An 18,144-nucleotide genomic window follows, 5' to 3' on the forward strand; every position below is an offset into this window, starting at 1 on the left:
CGGAATCTGTGCCTTTGGCAAGAAGGTCTGGCAGAATTACGATAATCAGGTGCAGACGCGCGGAGTTGCACCGGAACCGAAACAGGCGAAGGCATGAGCCTAGGGATCAAAAACGAAAATCACGGCCGCGCACCGCGCATCCTGCTATATAGTCACGACACGTTCGGCCTGGGTCACCTGCGCCGGTCACGCGCGCTGGCTGCGGCCATAACACAAGCCGATCAACGCGCTTCGGCCCTCATATTGACCGGTTCACCCATTGCCGGACGGTTTACTTTTCCGCGTCGGGTTGACCATGTCCGTCTACCCGGGGTCACCAAACGCGCCGACGGCTCGTATGCTTCGCAGACCATCGGCATGGGCATCGATGATGTGACCGAGTTGCGCGCAAGCCTGATCCAGACATCTGTCGAACAGTTCGACCCCGATGTGCTGATCGTCGACAAAGAGCCTACCGGTTTTCGCGGTGAGCTGCTGCCGACGCTTGAGTATCTTGAAAACTCCTGCTCAACCAAATTGGTTCTGGGCCTGCGCGACGTTCTGGATGAGCCCGAAGTACTAGCCGCCGAATGGGAGCGTAAGGACGCGATCTCGGCGACTGAACGATTCTATGATGAGATCTGGGTATATGGGTTGCGATCGGTCTACGATCCTACACAAGGCCTTCCCCTCAGCCCGGCGACGCAACAGCGCATTCATTGGACAGGGTATCTACGTCGCGATCTTGGGCCGGTTGGTGAGCCACCAGAACAACCGTATATCCTGATCACCCCTGGTGGTGGCGGGGATGGCAAGGCGATGGTCAATTTGGTGCTGTCCGCATATGAAAAAGACCCGGATCTGTCACCCCGCGCTGTGCTGGTCTATGGGCCCTTCCTGTCAGGCGAACTACGCGAAGATTTTGAAACCCGTGTCGCCGCCCTAAATGGCCGTGTGACCGCCGTTGGCTTTGAATCGCAGATCGAAACGCTGTTCGCGGGCGCTGCCGGTGTGGTCTGCATGGGCGGGTACAATACCTTCTGCGAGGTTTTGTCCTTCGACAAACGCGCCGTCATTGTTCCGCGCACGACGCCGCGGCTGGAGCAATGGATTCGTGCCTCGCGCGCCGAGGATCTGGGTCTGGTACGCATGCTGGATGAAAACCGTGACGGTCTGACAGCGGATGCAATGATCCGCGCGATCCGCGCCTTGCCCCATCAGCCGCTGCCTTCGCAGGCCATTCGCGCAGGGCTGTTGGACGGGCTAAGCTACGTCACCCATCGCATAAACGCGCTGCTAGGCGCGGAACAAGAGCGCGCCACCGGATGACGCGCGAACCCCCCAAGCTGGCGGTGCTGGTCAAAGGCTGGCCGCGCCTGTCCGAGACGTTCATCGCGCAAGAATTGGTGGCCTTGCAGGAGGCAGGGCACAGCTTCGATATCTGGTCGTTGCGCCACCCGACCGATACCAAGCGCCATCCTCTGCACGATCGTTTCAAGGGGCAGGTGCATTACCTGCCGGAATACCTTTATGAAGAGCCTGAGCGGCTGGCGACTGCGCGAGACATTGCAGCTCGTCTGCCCGGATACGCGCAAGCTTACCAGGTCTGGCGGCAAGACCTGCGCCGAGACCCGACTCACAACCGAATTCGCCGGTTTGGTCAGGCCTGCGTATTGGCCGCTGAGCTGCCCGATCAAACGCGGGCGCTGTATGCGCATTTCATGCACACTCCGTCTTCGGTCGCCCGCTATGCGTCTATCATGCGCAGCCTGCCCTGGAGTTTTTCGGCGCATGCCAAAGATATCTGGACCTCACCAGACTGGGAAAAGCGGGAAAAGCTGCAACTGGCCTCTCACGGCGCCATCTTCGGGGCAACCTGTACCGCCATTGGTGCCGCACATCTGCGCGAACTGGCTGATGATCCTGCGCGCGTAGAACTGATCTATCATGGGCTGGACCTGTCGCGGTTTCCTGCACCTCCCCAGCAGTGTTCGCGTGCAGCGGATGCACCCTTTCACATGCTGTCGGTCGGGCGTCTTGTCGAAAAGAAGGGCTTTGACCGGCTTCTCCAAGCTTTCGCGCTACTCCCCAGATCGCTGAATTGGCATTGGACCCATATCGGCGGCGGAAATCTGGGCGATGAGTTGAGCGCACAAGCCGATGCCGCAGGGCTTTCCGATCGGATCACGTGGATGGGGGCTTGCGATCAACCGGAAGTCATTGCCGAGATGCGCCGCTCTGATCTGTTTGTCCTGCCCAGCAGAATTGCTGCCGACGGCGACCGCGATGGTTTACCCAATGTTTTGATGGAAGCCGCGTCCCAGCGCCTCCCGATCCTGTCAACGCCGGTGTCAGCCATCCCGGAGTTCATTGAATCCGGTGTTCACGGTCAGCTGTCAGCAGATGACCCGACCTCTCTGGCCTCGGCTATTGTGGATCTCGCCCAGAACCCGGCGAGAACGGCCGAGATGGCTAAGGCCGCGTATAACCGGTTGATCGCCGACTTCCGGATGGACCCGGGCATACGTCGCTTGTCCGAGCGGCTCAGCGCCTTGTGCGCGGACGGACCCTGATGGCGCGGGTGGCTTTCTATGCACCGATGAAGTCCCCCGACAGTCCCAAGCCCTCGGGTGATCGCGAAATGGCCCGCAACCTGATGCAGGCCCTCGGCGCTCAGGGAGACATTGTTGAGCTGGCCTCGCAATTGCGGATTTACGACAAGGCAGGCGACCGGGCACTTCAGGACGAATTACGTCGCAAAGCAACGACCGAGGCTGCACGACTGGCTGAGGAACTGCCCTCTGACACGAACCTGTGGGTGACTTATCACAACTACTACAAGGCCCCCGATCTGCTCGGCCCGGCCGTGACCCGCGCAAGAGACATCCCGTATGTGCAGCTGGAAAGTACCCGCGCCACCAGCCGGCTTGCAGGCCCATGGGCTGATTTTGCGCAAGCGGCGCATGACGCGTGCGACAGCGCGCAGGTGATTTTCTACCACACTGCCAACGACCTGATCACGTTAGAACGGGAAAGGTTCGGTACGCAGGCGTTGGTGGAACTGCCTCCGTTTCTTCCCATCACGGAATTGCCCCCTGTTTCGACCCGTGATGGGCCGATGCTGACCGTGGGCATGATGCGGCCGGGGGACAAGCTGGCCTCGTACGCCATTCTGGCCGACACGCTGGAACATCTGACAGGGGATTGGGCGTTGGACGTGGTAGGCGATGGCCCGGCCCGATTGGAAGTCGAGGCGCTGATGGCGCGGTTCGGACCTCGTGTCCGGTTTCTGGGTCAGCTGGATCGGGACACGTTGCAGGTCCAGTACCGCCAGGCGTCCTTGTTCGTTTGGCCCGGGGTCAACGAAGCCTATGGAATGGTCTATCTTGAGGCCCAGGCCTGCGGCGTTCCCGTCGCAGCACAAGATCGCCCCGGTGTTCGTGATGTGCTGATACCTTCCGATCATCCCGATACCGTATCGGGTGCCAAAGGGTTGGCCGCGCGTATACAGAGGTTTCTGGACCATCCCGACCTGAGCCAGTCTGAGGGCAATCGTGCCCGCGCCTATGTCGCGCACCGCCATCTGATGCCATCCGCCACCGAGCGGTTCTGGACCACTGTGCGCCCATTGTTGGAGAAAAACCGATGACCCGCCTCGCCCTTCTGCGACATGGACACACGGATTGGAATCGCGCGGGTCGCATTCAAGGGCGCAGCGACATTCCGCTGGATGCCGACGCCCGGGCTGAACTTGCGGGGTATTGCCTTCCTTCGCCATGGAACGCAGCATCAATCTGGTCCAGCCCGCTAAGCCGCGCGTCTGAAACAGCGCAGTTGGTATCGGATAAAGCGCCCAAAACATCTCAGGCGCTGACCGAGATGAATTGGGGCGATTGGGAGGGACGGCGCGGTGCCGAACTGATCGAAATCCCCGACAGCGGTTATCGCCACATCGAAGACTGGGGCTGGGATTATCGGCCACCGGGCGGTGAAAGCCCGGCTGAATTATGGGCAAGGCTTAATCCATGGTTGACCGAGTTGCAGGGAGACAATCTTGCGGTCTGCCACATCGGAATCATGAGGGTGATATTGGCCAAGGCCTGGGGCTGGAATTTTGCCGGCCCCGCGCCGTTTAAGATCAAGCGCAACAGACTGTTTATCGTAAACCTGGACGAAATGCGGCCTGAACCCGAACCGGTTCGATTGATTGCGCGTGAGGTTTGACCATGAAGGTGATGATCGTTGTTACCCATCTGTTAGGGACCGGACACCTTAGCCGGGCCCTTACATTGGGGCGCGCATTCGCCGAACAGGACCACGAGGTGTTTGTGGTCTCGGGTGGCATGCCTGCGCCTCAGCTTGACACACGTGGGTTATCATTACTGAATTTACCGCCGCTGCGGTCTGATGGCACCGATTTCACTCGCCTGCTTGATCAGAATGGCGCTGTGGCCGACTTGGCCTACTTCGCTGCGCGCACAAACGCCCTGACGCAGGCTGTAAACAGCTTCGGGCCGCAGGTTCTGATCACCGAGCTTTATCCGTTCGGGCGGCGCTCTTTGGCCGCGGAGTTCAAATCTGCATTGAAAGCCGCACGAGACCTACCTCGGCCACCCGTCATCCTGGGTTCGATCCGTGACATTCTTGCACCGCCATCGAAGTCTGCAAAAGTAACCCAAACGGATGAGGTTATCGCAGAGTTTTACGACGGCGTTCTGGTCCATTCCGACCCCAAGATCACCGAACTTGAAGTCAGTTGGCCTGTCTCGGATCAACTGGCATCGCGCCTGCATTACACCGGTTTCGTGGCCCCAAGTGCTGCGCCAAGTCATCCGGATGGCATAGGCCAGGGCGAGATATTGGTCAGCGCGGGTGGCGGGTCGGTCGGCCAGCCGATCTTTCAAGCGGCCATCGAGGCCGCCCGAAAGATGCCCAACAGGCACTGGCGCCTGTTGGTGGGCGGGCAGGATGCCAATGCGCGGATCGCCGAGCTTTCGCAAATGGCCGAGGGTTCATCGGTTCTTCTTGAAACCGTCCGCCCTGATTTTCGCCAAATGCTGCCGCTTGCCGCCGCTTCGGTCAGCATGTGCGGTTACAACACGGCCATGGACCTGCTGCAAAGCGGTACCCCGGCGGTTCTGATCCCCTTCGATGATGGCAAAGAGGTTGAACAGACTTTGCGCGCGAGATCTCTGTCTCAGTTGAACGGGATCAATGTGCTTAACAGTTCTGACCTGAACGCGGACTCACTGGCGAATGCGCTGGAGCATGTCATTTCGGGTGCTGAACGCCCCCCTATGACCAACGGGTTTGATGGTGCACGCCGGTCGGTGGAAATTGCAGAGAGCTTGTACGAGGCTAGCCGATGAGGCCTGATTGGCACACATTGCAATCCGAGTTGCAGCAGTGGCAGGACGCAGGATTGACCCTGCCCTTGTGGTGGCGTGATGACGATGCAGTTGCGGTGACACCGCAGCTTGAAAAGCTATCCGCCATGTCGGGCACGCTTGGCCTACCCGTCCATCTGGCGGTGATCCCGCGTGATGCGCAAACGGTACTTGCAGAGTATGTGTCAGATCAGTCTGTTTTGATCCCGGTTGTGCATGGCTGGGCGCATCAGAACCACGCGCCTGCAGACGAGAAAAAAGCCGAATTTCGCCTGCACCGGCCCCTTGAAGCGGTAGTTGCAGATGCCGAGGCTGGATTGTCCCGGTTGCGAGAATTGTTTGGTGCGCACCTGCGACCGATGTTTGTTCCGCCATGGAACCGGATCGACTCCAAAGTCGCCATGCAGCTTCACGGGCTGGGCTATCGGGTTCTGTCGACGGCGACCCCCCGAAAGATACTGCTCGCAGCGCCCGGCCTCGCGCAGATAAACACACATCTCGATCCAATCGACTGGCGCGGGACGCGCGGTTTGATCGACCCTGACAGACTGATCGCACAGACAGTTGAGCTGCTGCATGACCGACGCACCGGTCGCGCAGACAATGCCGAAGCATTTGGGGTGTTGACGCATCATCTAGTCCATGATCAGGACATCTGGACGTTTACACAGGATCTGTTGCTCAGGCTGCTTGATGGACCGGGCACACCCTGGACCGCACCACGCAACTGAACTCGCAAGGAGAGCCCGAATGAGCCGACTGGATTCCATGCTGCGCCGCCTGACGGCGCAACGCGATGGGCTAAACTGGGCCGCCGCACAGATCGGCACCATGGAAGGGGACGTTCTGGACCTGGGGCTAGGTAACGGACGTACCTATGATCATCTGCGTGAGATCCTGCCCTCTCGGCGTATATGGGTGATGGATCGCGTCTTGCAGTGTCATCCCGACAGCACGCCACCGGCACAGGATTTCCTGCAGGGTGAGGCCGAACCGATGTTGCGCAAACTGGCGAAAGCGGGCCGCACAATCGCGCTGGCGCATTATGATTTCGGCCGCGGGATCAAGTCTGAAGACGTCGCCGAGGCGGCGCGCCTCAGCCCTCTGATCGAACAGATCATGCGACCCGGCGGATTGCTGATTTCCGGGCAACCGTTGACGGGTTTTGCGCAGATTGAAGGCCCCGAGACCATCGCGCCCGATCGATATCTTTTCTATCGCGCCTGAGCAGGCTTTGAACTGGCGGGTTTGTATGTTGAATCTATCGATCAGATTCACCGCAGTCAGGCCTATGCATTGACGCGAGTCGAGGGTATACGCCTCCGCAACAGCACACCCACATGAGGCCAGTCATGAGCTTTGACCGTTCCATCAAGATCGCTCCATCGATCCTGTCCGCTGATTTCGCCAATTTCGGGCAGGAGATTCAGGCCATCGAAGCGCAAGGCGCGGATTGGGTTCATGTGGACGTGATGGATGGGCACTTTGTTCCCAACCTCACTTTTGGTCCGCCAGCGGTCAAAGCCTTTCGCCCGCATGTCAAGACGGTCATGGATGTGCATCTGATGATCACTCCGGTCGATCCTTATATTCAAGCCTATGCCGATGCCGGGGCTGATGTGCTGACCGCGCATGTCGAGGCGGGGCCGCATTCGCACCGCACGCTGCAGGCGATACGCGCTGCTGGAATGAAAGCAGGAATCGCGTTGAATCCCGGGACGCCTGCCGAGGCCGTCGAACATCTGTTGGACCTGACTGATCTGGTGTGCGTCATGACCGTCAACCCCGGCTTCGGGGGTCAAAAATTCATCGACATGACCGCAAAGGTTAGGCGCCTGCGCGAGATGATCGGTGACCGTCCTGTGCATATCGAAATCGATGGCGGCGTTGATCCTAAAACAGCGCCTCTGGTGGCCGCTGCAGGCGCTGACGTGTTGGTCGCCGGATCAGCAGTTTTTAAAGGCGGGTCAGTTTCAAACCTGTCGGTCTATGGCGACAATATTCGCGCTGTGCGGACTGCTGCCGAAGGTGCACTGGGTTAACAACAAACCCTCCCGCCAGTCGTCGACGTTTCTTACGAAACGCCTCCTCCTGTTGGGCCCGGCATCGCGCTTTGCGCGATGCCGGGCCCAAGGCGGCTAGCAATATTGGCGCAGCCAATGTTGCGCAGGCGCGGGAGCCTTTGCCCCGAGACTTCAGGCATCTTTGTTGAGATCATCAAAGCAGCGGTTCTCGGCCACCAGTTGTTCAAGCAGGGGTGCAGGTTGCCAGAAAAAGGCATCTTCTTCAGCCCACTTGCGAATATCGTTGAATACGCCCGGCAAACCCTGCAAATCTGCCCATTTCAGCGGCCCACCCCAGTAGCGCGGAAAACCGTAGCCATAGAGCAGCGTAACGTCCACATCCAGCGGTCTACGCGCGATGCCGTCGCCTACCACCTTCGCCGCCTCATTCACCATCGCGACCATATAGCGACGTATGATCTCCTCATCCGTAAACGCGCGTGGAGTTATGTTCTGAGCCGCACGCTCGGCTTCGATCAATGATGTCAGCTCGGGGTTCGGCTCTCCACCCCGCTTGCCATTTTCATATATGTAATAGCCCTTGCCGGTTTTCTGGCCGAAATGTCCGGCCTCGCACAGCTTGTCGGCATAGAAACTGTCGCGAACGCGTGGATCCTGGCCTGCGGCCCGTTTCCGCTTGCGCGCCGCCCAGCCAATGTCCAATCCGGCCAAATCTGACACTGCATAGGGTCCCATCGCAAATCCAAACCCTGTTAGCGTTTTATCGATCTGGAACGGGCTCGCTCCATCCAGCACCATGTGATCAGCACAGGCCCGATATGTGCCCAAAATCCGATTTCCTATGAACCCGTCGCACACACCTGCCCGAACGGCCACCTTGCCCAACCTCTTGCCCAACGCGAAACCCGTTGCCACAACTTCGGGCGCGGTGTGGTCCGCCACCACGATCTCAAGCAGTTTCATCACATGTGCTGGGGAGAAGAAATGCAGACCGATGACATCCTGTGACCTTTCGGTCGATCCGGCAATTTCGTTGATATCAAGGTATGAGGTATTGGTCGCCAATACCGCACCGCTTTTGCAGACCGCATCCAGTTGCGCAAAAACCTTTTTCTTCACTGCCATGTCTTCAAACACGGCTTCGATCACCAGATCAACGCCACTCAGTGCGTCATAGTCGGTGGCCAGGGTCAGCCGGTTCTGCAGAATATCATCATGCTTGTCCTGGCTCAGCTTTCCGCGCCACACGGCGCCAGCCAGATTTGCCGCGATACGATCTTTAGCGGAGCGCGCTGCCTCGTGTGACATCTCAAGCAGCACGACAGGAAGTCCCGCCAGCAGAACTGAGGTGGCAATCCCTGCGCCCATCGTACCGCCGCCGATGACGCCGACCTGTTGCAGGTCCCGCGGCTCGACCCCATTCAACTCGGGCAATTTTGCAACCGCACGTTCCGCAAAGAATGCGTGGATCAACCCTTTGCGCTGATCCGAGCCCATCAGGTCCATGAACAATTCCCGTTCGCGAGCCAAACCGGATGCAAAATCCTCGGCCTCGCAACTGGCTTGTATTGCCCGCACTGCAATCGCAGGCGACAGTTGGCCCCGGCCCTTCTTCAGTACCGCGTTATAGGCCGCATCAAAATCGATTGGGGCGGGCCGGGCCATATCGCAAACAGGACGCCGTGCTGCATCAGTTGCAAGCAGCTCTCTGACATAGGCCAGGCCGATCTCGCGCGGATCACCATCCTGAACTTTGTCCAGCACACCCATCTCAAGCGCTTCTGGAGCTCGGACGTGCCGCCCCGTCGTGATCATGTCCAATGCAGCCTTGACTCCGGCAACACGCGGCAAGCGCTGGGTGCCGCCAGCGCCAGGAATGATACCAAGATTAACCTCGGGCAACCCCACCTTCGCAGACGTCACGGCAACGCGATAATGACAGGATAAAGCAACCTCAAGCCCACCACCAAGCGCGGTTCCATGCAACGCAGAAACCACCAGCAAGGGCGACGCCTCAATCCGATCACAGAGTGCGGGCAGCCACGGGTCCTGTGGCGGCTTGCCAAACTCGCGAATATCTGCGCCTGCGAAATAAGTCCGCCCCTCACCATAGATCAAAACCGCGCGCGCGCCCTCTGTTTCGGCGCGTTCGATCGCCGACAACAAACCCCGGCGCACATCCACGCCCAGCGCGTTAACTGGTGGGTTCTCAGCCGACAAAACGGCGATATCGCCCACTTTCTCATACCCGATGACTTGAGTCATATGATCCTGCCTCCTAAGACGAAATGCGATGCCAGTAGTAAATCAGGGAATCCCCGGACACGGCGCGATCAAAGACTGGCCCGGTCTGCGTTCGTATTCAACTATATTTTCGACCGATCGTTCGGTTTATTTGATTTTCTCGGATTTAGTACCATAATCACGCGGTTCATGCCCGGAACCAACCTTTTACGTTGCGGTAGAACTTGCTTCGCGACCTCAGACCAACGAAGCGCAAAGATCTGCAGTGCTTGGTCTGAACTCGCACGGAACCCGAGGGCGCGATCCAAATGGAAACGCAGCTAACAGGGCCTTAATACTTGTTTGGGAAGTTCTGGTAGCGGAGGAGGGACTTGAACCCCCGACACGCGGATTATGATTCCGCTGCTCTAACCAACTGAGCTACTCCGCCACGAGTGAGAGGCGATTTAAGCGAGGGGCCGGGGAGGGTCAAGAGGGAAAAGCGTGCCTGCCGAGATTCTTTATTGCGTTATTCAATGCGCGTCCTGCTCTGCCAGCCGGGTGCGGGAATTCTCGGCGATCTGGCGGATGAAACGCGCGCAGACTTCGGGTTCTGTGATGAGTATCATGTGACCCCGGTGTTCCATGACCTCAAAGGTCAGGCCGAATTTCGTCATTGTGGCACCGTGTAGCTCGGCGGACAGGATCGGGTCCTCTGTCCCGAACAGAATGCCTCCGGGCACGCGCAGATCGTTATAGCGTGAAGTCAGGGCACCCATGCTGGCCTCTACCCCAACAACATCCTGTGAGGCGGTGATAAAGGCCGAGGGGCGAAGACCAAGGGCACCCCCAGCACGGTTCAGGAAGTCTGAGGGCGCGGGCTCGGGTGCGAAGACGTCTTTCAGCACGAGGGGCGCGGTTTTTCGGGCCATCGGGACGGCGATTGTATTGCCAATAAGGTTGCGCAGCCACTCGGTACGGATTTCAAGTGGTTTGAAAACGGCGGGCGGTTCCGGCATTTGTAGCGTCAAGGGGGCCAGAAGCGCCAACGCCGCCGTGTTGTCGGGATAATCCAGTGCCATCGCAAGAGACACGGCGCCACCTAGAGAATGACCGACCAGTGTGGCTTGATCGACGTTCTTTATTTCCAGAAACTCGTGGATCATGCGGGCTTGTTCGGGCAATTCCGCCAACTGGGCAGCATCGCGCGTGGAATAGCCACAGCCCGGACGGTCAACCGCGAGAACGTGATAATCCTGAGCAAGATCATCCACCAATGCATACGTAAAATGCTGCAATTGGCCTGATAGGCCATGGATCATGACAATTGTCGGGTTGGAAGGGTCGCCTTTTTCGACATAGTGAATGCTGCCACCGTGAACGGGCACGATCCGCCCCAGTTGCGGCACCATTTCGGTGCCCTGCCGCGTTAGGCGACGAGTCCAGATGTGCATCCCCAGCAAAAGGGACATCAGCAACAAGACAATCGTTAGCAAAATCGACATCACGGATCTCCGGTAGGTTTGCTCAGGCGATGGTATTGCCCGGGGCCCGATTGCACCATGCGTTTTCTGAACGGCTGAATTGGCAGGCAGATAACCGCAACCTAATTATTGGTGTGTAAATTGGTATGACTTGGTCAGAAAAGCTCCCAGCACCCGGTATGTGCGCCGCACTGATAATATGGTTGAACAGACCGCTCAGCGGTCAACTCGTACCGCTCAACACATCAGCAGAGGGTCGTGGCAGCAAATCAAGCAGCCCGAACACGCTATCGCGACAAGCAGGACCAGCCCAATCCACAGGATAAAAAGCCAAAGGTAAGTCCGGCTGGCGTAGCACGACGCGCCGCCACCGATGCACCAGCAGGGTGCGCAGTGTTGCGCTCTGCAAGGGTGTAGGCGCCCAGCCTTCGGGGCGGGACTTCGCCGCGCGTTCGACCGCGCCCAGAAGAGCCATGCAAGAGGCACGCAATTCGGGTGGACACAACCGATCCTGCACCCACTTGGGGGCTGCGTGCGGAGAGATGTCCAAGGCCAGCAAACCGTCCGACTGATCTGGAACGGGACCCGCACCCATCGCTACGTTGCGCCCAATAGGGATATAGTCATCGCTGAGCATCACGTCTTCAAGCACTTGTGTGCCCGATCCATCCTCGGCGATTAGAAGATGCCAATTTTCAATGGGCGAAGGACCGCGCGCATATATGCGCGGCGTGACGGCGGCGGATTGCGTCCGGCCGAATTCCGAAAGGACATGGCGCGAGACGCGTCCAATCCGGTCACTTTCAATCCAGCCGTCCTTGCGCAGCCGGTGCAGAGCGACGCGGATCGCTTCGGGTTTGATGCCCATCGGCTCAATTATCCGGGTCAGAACACCGCCCGAGATTTGCGCGCCGGGCTCTTGTGCCATGTCACCAAACAGCGAGACGATAATCGACCAGACCCGCTGGTCTTGCGGGTCCGCCAGTTCGGCCACAGCCGTTTCGAACCACGAGCGTTGTTTGGTCATGGGACCAGTTTAACCCATTAGGCCCAATAAGAAAAACAGGTAGTACAGCGGCTCAGCGGGCGTTCATGGTCAAAAGCTCGTATTCTGCGACCGGCTCATTATCCTGATTGGTCAGGGAAACGTTCCAGCGGACCTCGCCATAATCTTCATTGCGTGGGGTTTTCTGCTTTACCGTCAGGCGCACCTTGATGCTGTCGCCAGCAACAACGGGCTTCATGAACCGCAGCCCATCCAGTCCGGTATTGGCCAGCACCGGCCCCTCGTTCGGTTCAACAAATAGGCCCGCCGCAAAACTGAGCAACAGATAGCCATGCGCTACCCGACGGGGGAAGAACGGATTTCGCGCCGCCGCGTCCTCGTCCATATGCGCATAAAAGGTATCGCCGGTGAAATTGGCGAAGTGTTCGATATCCTCCAGCGTGACAGTGCGCGGGGCTGTGTGCAGCGTCTCTCCGACCTGCAACTCACCAAATTTACGGGTGAACGGATGGGCCGGACCTTGGATTTCGGGCGCTCCGGGCACCCATTTGGTGCTGATACCACTGAGCATGCGCGGGGAGCCCTGAATGGCCGTGCGCTGCATATAGTGTTTCACACCGCGCACGCCGCCCATTTCCTCACCGCCGCCCGCACGGCCCGGCCCACCATGCACCATATGGGGCAGCGGAGATCCGTGGCCGGTCGATTCAGCCATCGAGTCGCGGTCGTTAATGTAAATCCGCCCGTTATAGGCTGCGGCCCCCATCACTACGTTGTGCGCGACCTTTGTGTCGTGAGTGATCAGCGACGTGACCAGAGACCCCTGCCCGCGATTGGCAAGTGCCACCGCATGATCCAGATCGCGGTAGCCCATGAGGGTCGAAACTGGGCCGAAGGCCTCGGTATCGTGCACGCGCTGCGCTTTGTCGGGGTCAGCACAGTAAAACAGCATCGGGGGAACGAATGCGCCGGTTTCAGGGCCGTGCAGGTCGAACGCGTCGGGGTTGCCATAAACCCGTTCAGCCTCTTGCCCGATCAGAGCTGCCTTTTCCAGAACGTCGGCTTTCTGCCCGTTCGACACCAGCGCACCCATGTGAGTGGTGTCGGAACGGGGGTCGCCGATGGTGATCTTTGCCAATCGGTCAGACAGCGCGGCAATTATGGCGTCGACCTGCGGCTGGGGCGCGATGATGCGTCGGATGGCAGTGCATTTCTGGCCCGCCTTTGTGGTCATCTCGCGCGAGACTTCCTTGACGAACAGGTCAAATTCGGGCGTGCCGGGCGTGGCATCGGGCCCGAGGATGGAAGCGTTCAAGCTGTCCTGCTCGGCCACAAACCGGACCGAGTTCTGCAAGATCGCAGGCGTCTGCCGCAGCTTCAACGCAGTGTTCGCCGAGCCTGTGAAGCTGACCACATCCTGACAATCCAAGTGATCGAGCATGTCGCCCAACCCGCCCGAGACCAGCTGTAGCGCACCGGCAGGCAGGATGCCGCTATCCAGCATGATCCGCACTGCCAGTTCGGTGACGTAGCAACTGTTGGTAGCCGGCTTGACGATTGCAGGCACGCCAGCCAGCAGCGTCGGGGCCAGCTTTTCCAGCATCCCCCAGACCGGGAAGTTGAAGGCGTTGATATGAACCGCGACCCCTTGCAGGGGCGTGCAGATATGCTGCCCCAAAAAGGTGCCATTGCGTGACAACTGCTCGATTTCGCCGTCCAGATAAACCTGCGCATCCGGCATCTCGCGCCGGCCTTTTGAGGCAAAGACAAACATCGTGCCGATGCCACCATCGATATCGATCAGGTGGTCCTTCTGCGTAGCTCCGGTTTCGAAACTCAGGTCGTAAAGGGCTTGTTTATGCGCCGAAAGCTCTTGCGCCAACGCCTTGAGCATCCGAGCACGGTCGTGGAACGTTAACTTGCGCAGCGTGGGGCCACCGGTATTGCGCGCATAGTCAAGCATCGCCTGCACGTCGAGCGCGGCATTGCCAGCGCTTGCAAACGGTGCGCCAGTGATGGCGGACGCGATGGTGCGTGCGCCTTCTCCAGGCGCGACCCAAGTACCAGCGGCGAAGCTGGAAATCTGATGCAGGGACATGGTGTTCTCCTGTTTGATGCGGTGGGACTAGTGTCCCAAAGCGCCCATTTGCTGCGGCAGATACAGCACCACGATGGGCACCAGCACGATCAGCGCGAGGCGGAAGATATCGGCGATCCAGAACGGAGTGACGCCACGAAATATGGTGCCGGTCGAGACGTCACCCACCACGCCTTTCAGAATGAAGACGTTCAGGCCTACGGGTGGAGTGATCAGCGAGATTTCGGTGACAACCACGACGACGATGCCAAACCAGATTGGGTCATAGCCCAGAGACGTGACCAACGGGAAGAAGATCGGAACCGTCAGCAACAGCATTGAGAGGGATTCGAAGACGCAACCCAGAATGATGTAGATACCAAGGATCATCAGGATCACGACAAACGGAGCCACATCATAGGCGGTCACCATCGCGATCAGGGCTTCGGGCAAACCGGCCAGATTGATGAAATTCGAGAATATTTGCGCGCCAATCAGCACCGCAAACAGGGCAGACGCGGTAAAGCAGGTTTCTTTCAGCACCTCGAATGTCGAGCCAACCGTGAGACCCCCACGAAAGAGTGCAATCAGAAAGGCCCCAGCGGCCCCCATACCTGCGGCCTCGGTGGGTGAGAATGTCAGGTTTAGGGGCTCAAAATCGAAGGCTCCATAAAGCCCGCCAATGACTAGAAAGAACAGCAGCAGCACCGCCCAAACCGAGCCCAGCGCACGGATGCGTTCGGACCATGTGGCACGCTCTCCGGCTGGGCCGGCCTCGGGGTTGCGCCAGACGGTCCAGCGCACGGCGAAGAGGTAGAACAGAATGCCGAGGATGCCAGGGATGATGCCCGCCATGAACAGTTTCCCGATCGAGGTCTCGGTCAGCAACCCGTAGATGACCAGAATGACCGATGGTGGGATCAGAATGCCCAATGTACCACCGGCGGCAATCGAGGCGGTCGAGAGTTCATCGGAATAGCCGTAACGCCGCATCTGCGGCATCGCGACCTTTGACATCGTGGCGGCGGTCGCCAGCGACGATCCGCAGATAGCCGAAAATCCGCCACAGGCCGCAACCGTTGCCATGGCAATACCACCGCGCATGTGGCCAAGAAAGGCGTTGGACACCGCATAAAGCTCGCGCGCCATGCCGCCCTTATTCACGAACAGGCCCATCAGGATGAACAGCGGCACAACCGACAGACCATAGTCCTGCGCAGTGTCGGTGATCTGTCGGCCCACCATGGACATGGCAGCCTTCATCCCGCGCTCATCAAAGATTGAGCCGCCACGCTCATAGGCAAATCCCAATGTGCCGACCAGGCCCATGGCAAAGACGATGGGCAGGCGCACCAGCACCAGGATCAATACAATCGCAAATCCGATCAGCGCTGCGGTCATTGCATAGGCTCCGACAAAGTATTTGGGGCGAAGGCCTTTAGCAGCCCGGTGGCGATCATCACCAGTGCGGTGATGGCAACTGACAAGGTAATGAACCAGCCGATCAGGTAGGTTGGGATTGAAAGATATTCGGTCACATCCCCATAATCCCGCGCACGCTCGGCCAGGACCCAAACGCGCTGGACCGGCCAGAACAGCATGATGCCGCTGACCACATAGATCACAACGTCCCGCGCACGGGAAAGATGCATGCGGTGGAAGAACCCGTCGGTCAGATCGACAGCGATATGGCCGTTGGTGGTAGAGACGATCGGGAGGACTGAAAACACCAGAATTGCCATCAGAATGCGCGTCAGCTCGGTGGCGGCCTCAATGGGCGCATTGAAGACCGAACGCAGGATCACGTCGCAAAAGGTCATTACCATCAGGATAAACAGTGCAATGCAGGCCACGATCACGGGAAGGGCGCTGGCACGGCGCACAAGCTGAATAATAGGGGTCATGGGAAACTCGCGCAGGGTAAGTCAGGGCGGCGTAAGAGCCGCCCTGCAGTCGGATCAGTTCGAGGACATTTCCGATTTGATCATGTCATATGCGGCCTGAGCGTCGACACCTGTTGCGTCAACCTCGGCGATGACCTTGCCGCGGATGTCTTCGGCGATCGCCGAGAACTTCTCCATATCCGCATCTGTGGCAGCGTTGATGGCATTGCCTTCTGCCGCCTCGGTTGCCTCACGTCCAGTGGCGTCGATCTCATCCCAGATTTTGCCGATCTCACGGCTCAGCGGTTCGCCGAACACGTTTTCTTCCAGCGCCGTCTGCAGCTCGGGTGGCAGATCTGCGAAGGTGTCTTCGTTCATGATGAAGGCAAACGAACCGCGATAAAGACCACCGGGCATCTCATACACATTCTGCGCAACCTCTGTCAGCTTGAAACCCTTGCGCGATTCCAGCGGCATGACGACACCGTCCGCCGCTTTCGACGCCAGTGTTTCATAGACTTTCGGAGCAGGCACCTGAATGCCGGTCGCACCAAGCGCCGCACCAACGTCTCCGCCAACGCCACCCGGGATACGTACTTTCAGGCCCGAAACCTCATCCAGAGTGGTTACTGGCGCGCTGGAATGCAGCTGCGCGGGTCCATGCGTGTGCAAGGCGATGACTTTGACACCACGATGCTCGTCAGCAGCTTTCAAGTACTTGTCGTAGGCGCGCCAGTAGGCAACCGAAGCGTCCTCGGCCGAGCCTTCGTAACCAGGCAGTTCGATCAGCTTGGTGGTGACGAAGCGTCCCGGTTGATAGCCATGAAAGATAATCGAGGCATCGGCCGCGCCATCCATAATCAGGTCCATCTGCGCAGGCGGTGGAGCGATACCCAGCTTAAGCTCTGCGGTGACCTGCCCGTCAGTGGCCTCCTCTACCATTTCGACGAATTTGGGCCACATCTTTGCGTTGATGCCGTGGGTGGGTGGGGCCCAGCTGGAAATTGTCAGGGTGTAGTCAGCCGCAAAAGCAATGGTGCCGGACACCGCCAAGGTTGCAGACGCCAACAATGTGGTGAGCTTGGTGAATTTCATGACCGGGTCTCCTCCTCAAAATCGCAAGTCGTGAATGTGTTAATGGTACGTTTTGTAACTATCAACGACGAGAAATGCTGTTCCGCCCGCTGGCCAAATGGCATTTCCGATCGCCGAGTCACAAACGGCTATAGAATTTATTGACCAACCGTTCGGTTTATGCAAGAAGTTTGTTGTAACTTATGAAAAGCGAACCGGGCATGTCCGACACGATTATTTCGCAGAATATGGGTCAATGGGTTGAAATTACACTCAATCGCCCTGATCGCCTGAACAGTTTCACTGATGAGATGCACTATGCCCTGCGCGCTGCACTTGAGGCCGCGCGTGACGGTGGTGCCCGAGCGGTGCTGTTAACCGGCGCGGGGCGCGGGTTCTGCGCAGGGCAGGATTTGGGCGATCGAAACCCTGCCACGATGGAGGGTCCGCCGGATTTGGGCTATACGGTTCGGACGTTCTACGCTCCTTTGGTCCACCTGATCAGGTCTTTGGAATTGCCTGTTGTCTGCGCCGTCAATGGCGTTGCCGCCGGGGCGGGTGCGAATCTAGCCCTGGCTTGTGATGTGGTACTTGCCGCTGACTCTGCCAAGTTTATCCAATCATTTTCCAAAGTGGGCCTGATACCTGATACCGGCGGCAGTTGGCATTTGCCACGTTTGCTGGGTGAAGCCCGAGCCAAAGGGCTGGCCCTGACTGGGCAACCCCTGCCAGCAAAGCAGGCTGCGGATTGGGGGCTGATCTGGAAAGCAATTCCAGACGCTGAACTAATGACCGAGGCGCGCGCACTAACGGAACAGTTCGCCAATGGTCCAACGCTGGGACTTGGCCTGACGAAACAGACGATACAGGCGGCTGCCACGAATACCCTGACCGATCATCTCGAGATTGAGGCGGACGCAATGAAAACCTGCGGCGAAAGCGTCGACTATGCCGAGGGCGTTACTGCGTTTCTGGAAAAGCGCGCGCCAGTATTTCGGGGAGAATGA

16 protein-coding genes and 1 tRNA gene are annotated in these 18,144 nt (G+C 58.7%); 9 read left to right on the forward strand and 8 right to left on the reverse strand.

Going from position 1 to position 18,144, the window contains the following annotated elements; translation table 11 throughout:
• The first annotated feature begins 93 nt into the window (after positions 1 to 93).
• The 8 genes from AC1DFB_RS11670 (at position 94) to rpe (ending at position 7,408) form a co-directional block, all read left to right on the forward strand.
• Positions 94 to 1,308, forward strand: coding sequence for a hypothetical protein (locus AC1DFB_RS11670; protein ID WP_170424455.1), 1,215 nt, complete (start codon positions 94 to 96; stop codon positions 1,306 to 1,308).
• Positions 1,305 to 2,552, forward strand: coding sequence for a glycosyltransferase (locus tag AC1DFB_RS11675; protein WP_480921297.1), 1,248 nt, complete (start codon positions 1,305 to 1,307; stop codon positions 2,550 to 2,552). Before AC1DFB_RS11670 ends, AC1DFB_RS11675 begins: the two co-directional genes overlap by 4 nt.
• Positions 2,552 to 3,628 carry a glycosyltransferase family 4 protein gene (locus AC1DFB_RS11680; RefSeq protein ID WP_480921298.1) on the forward strand — a complete coding sequence of 359 codons (1,077 nt, stop codon included), beginning with the start codon at positions 2,552 to 2,554 and terminating at the stop codon, positions 3,626 to 3,628. Before AC1DFB_RS11675 ends, AC1DFB_RS11680 begins: the two co-directional genes overlap by 1 nt.
• A complete protein-coding gene (locus AC1DFB_RS11685) occupies positions 3,625 to 4,203 on the forward strand; it encodes a histidine phosphatase family protein (protein ID WP_170799697.1) in 579 nt (192 codons plus the stop codon). Before AC1DFB_RS11680 ends, AC1DFB_RS11685 begins: the two co-directional genes overlap by 4 nt.
• A 2-nt stretch (positions 4,204 to 4,205) precedes the next feature.
• Positions 4,206 to 5,348: a glycosyltransferase family protein gene (locus AC1DFB_RS11690; RefSeq protein ID WP_480921299.1), complete on the forward strand. Its 1,143-nt coding sequence runs from the start codon at positions 4,206 to 4,208 to the stop codon at positions 5,346 to 5,348.
• Entirely contained in the window at positions 5,345 to 6,097 is a 753-nt protein-coding gene (locus AC1DFB_RS11695) for a polysaccharide deacetylase family protein (protein ID WP_480921300.1), read from the forward strand. Before AC1DFB_RS11690 ends, AC1DFB_RS11695 begins: the two co-directional genes overlap by 4 nt.
• Positions 6,098 to 6,116: 19 nt before the next feature.
• Positions 6,117 to 6,593 (forward strand): class I SAM-dependent methyltransferase, encoded by a 477-nt coding sequence (locus AC1DFB_RS11700; protein ID WP_480921301.1) that lies wholly within the window; start codon positions 6,117 to 6,119, stop codon positions 6,591 to 6,593.
• Between the two features lie 125 nt (positions 6,594 to 6,718).
• A complete protein-coding gene (gene rpe / locus AC1DFB_RS11705) occupies positions 6,719 to 7,408 on the forward strand; it encodes a ribulose-phosphate 3-epimerase (RefSeq protein WP_170404649.1) in 690 nt (229 codons plus the stop codon).
• Between the two features lie 153 nt (positions 7,409 to 7,561).
• Here the strand turns inward: rpe and AC1DFB_RS11710 are convergent, their stop codons facing one another.
• The 8 genes from AC1DFB_RS11710 to AC1DFB_RS11745 all read right to left on the reverse strand — a co-directional run bounded on the left by AC1DFB_RS11710 (position 7,562) and on the right by AC1DFB_RS11745 (position 17,158).
• Positions 7,562 to 9,655, reverse strand: coding sequence for a 3-hydroxyacyl-CoA dehydrogenase NAD-binding domain-containing protein (locus AC1DFB_RS11710; RefSeq protein ID WP_480921302.1), 2,094 nt, complete (start codon positions 9,653 to 9,655; stop codon positions 7,562 to 7,564).
• Between the two features lie 332 nt (positions 9,656 to 9,987).
• Positions 9,988 to 10,064, reverse strand: a tRNA-Met gene (locus AC1DFB_RS11715).
• 82 nt (positions 10,065 to 10,146) lie between these two features.
• A complete protein-coding gene (locus AC1DFB_RS11720; RefSeq protein WP_480921303.1) occupies positions 10,147 to 11,118 on the reverse strand; it encodes an alpha/beta fold hydrolase in 972 nt (323 codons plus the stop codon).
• A gap of 202 nt (positions 11,119 to 11,320) precedes the next feature.
• Positions 11,321 to 12,124 carry a PaaX family transcriptional regulator C-terminal domain-containing protein gene (locus AC1DFB_RS11725; RefSeq protein ID WP_480921304.1) on the reverse strand — a complete coding sequence of 268 codons (804 nt, stop codon included), beginning with the start codon at positions 12,122 to 12,124 and terminating at the stop codon, positions 11,321 to 11,323.
• 52 nt (positions 12,125 to 12,176) lie between these two features.
• Positions 12,177 to 14,201: a phenylacetic acid degradation bifunctional protein PaaZ gene (gene paaZ, locus AC1DFB_RS11730; RefSeq protein WP_480921305.1), complete on the reverse strand. Its 2,025-nt coding sequence runs from the start codon at positions 14,199 to 14,201 to the stop codon at positions 12,177 to 12,179.
• Positions 14,202 to 14,228: 27 nt separating this feature from the next.
• On the reverse strand, positions 14,229 to 15,581 hold the full coding sequence (locus AC1DFB_RS11735; protein WP_170397698.1) for a TRAP transporter large permease: 1,353 nt from the start codon (positions 15,579 to 15,581) through the stop codon (positions 14,229 to 14,231).
• A complete protein-coding gene (locus AC1DFB_RS11740) occupies positions 15,578 to 16,084 on the reverse strand; it encodes a TRAP transporter small permease (RefSeq protein WP_480921306.1) in 507 nt (168 codons plus the stop codon). Before AC1DFB_RS11740 ends, AC1DFB_RS11735 begins: the two co-directional genes overlap by 4 nt.
• 54 nt (positions 16,085 to 16,138) lie before the next feature.
• Complete coding sequence (locus AC1DFB_RS11745) at positions 16,139 to 17,158, reverse strand: TRAP transporter substrate-binding protein (RefSeq protein WP_170397704.1); 1,020 nt, start codon at positions 17,156 to 17,158, stop codon at positions 16,139 to 16,141.
• A 200-nt stretch (positions 17,159 to 17,358) separates the two neighbouring features.
• Between AC1DFB_RS11745 and paaG the strand changes: the two genes are divergently transcribed.
• Complete coding sequence (paaG, locus tag AC1DFB_RS11750; RefSeq protein ID WP_480921307.1) at positions 17,359 to 18,144, forward strand: 2-(1,2-epoxy-1,2-dihydrophenyl)acetyl-CoA isomerase PaaG; 786 nt, start codon at positions 17,359 to 17,361, stop codon at positions 18,142 to 18,144.

It is taken from the genome of Ruegeria sp. S84, assembly GCF_056583445.1.

Bases quoted from the DNA above. Each gene is read 5' to 3' on its own strand.
- AC1DFB_RS11685 (WP_170799697.1), top strand. From the start codon at position 3,625: ATGACCCGCCTCGCCCTTCTGCGACATGGACACACGGATTGGAATCGC.
- AC1DFB_RS11700 (WP_480921301.1), top strand. From the start codon at position 6,117: ATGAGCCGACTGGATTCCATGCTGCGCCGCCTGACGGCGCAACGCGAT.
- paaZ (WP_480921305.1), bottom strand. From the start codon at position 14,201: ATGTCCCTGCATCAGATTTCCAGCTTCGCCGCTGGTACTTGGGTCGCG.
- rpe (WP_170404649.1), top strand. From the start codon at position 6,719: ATGAGCTTTGACCGTTCCATCAAGATCGCTCCATCGATCCTGTCCGCT.
- AC1DFB_RS11710 (WP_480921302.1), bottom strand. From the start codon at position 9,655: ATGACTCAAGTCATCGGGTATGAGAAAGTGGGCGATATCGCCGTTTTG.
- AC1DFB_RS11695 (WP_480921300.1), top strand. From the start codon at position 5,345: ATGAGGCCTGATTGGCACACATTGCAATCCGAGTTGCAGCAGTGGCAG.
- AC1DFB_RS11675 (WP_480921297.1), top strand. From the start codon at position 1,305: ATGACGCGCGAACCCCCCAAGCTGGCGGTGCTGGTCAAAGGCTGGCCG.
- AC1DFB_RS11740 (WP_480921306.1), bottom strand. From the start codon at position 16,084: ATGACCCCTATTATTCAGCTTGTGCGCCGTGCCAGCGCCCTTCCCGTG.
- AC1DFB_RS11745 (WP_170397704.1), bottom strand. From the start codon at position 17,158: ATGAAATTCACCAAGCTCACCACATTGTTGGCGTCTGCAACCTTGGCG.
- AC1DFB_RS11680 (WP_480921298.1), top strand. From the start codon at position 2,552: ATGGCGCGGGTGGCTTTCTATGCACCGATGAAGTCCCCCGACAGTCCC.
- AC1DFB_RS11720 (WP_480921303.1), bottom strand. From the start codon at position 11,118: ATGTCGATTTTGCTAACGATTGTCTTGTTGCTGATGTCCCTTTTGCTG.
- paaG (WP_480921307.1), top strand. From the start codon at position 17,359: ATGTCCGACACGATTATTTCGCAGAATATGGGTCAATGGGTTGAAATT.
- AC1DFB_RS11690 (WP_480921299.1), top strand. From the start codon at position 4,206: ATGAAGGTGATGATCGTTGTTACCCATCTGTTAGGGACCGGACACCTT.
- AC1DFB_RS11670 (WP_170424455.1), top strand. From the start codon at position 94: ATGAGCCTAGGGATCAAAAACGAAAATCACGGCCGCGCACCGCGCATC.
- AC1DFB_RS11735 (WP_170397698.1), bottom strand. From the start codon at position 15,581: ATGACCGCAGCGCTGATCGGATTTGCGATTGTATTGATCCTGGTGCTG.
- AC1DFB_RS11725 (WP_480921304.1), bottom strand. From the start codon at position 12,124: ATGACCAAACAACGCTCGTGGTTCGAAACGGCTGTGGCCGAACTGGCG.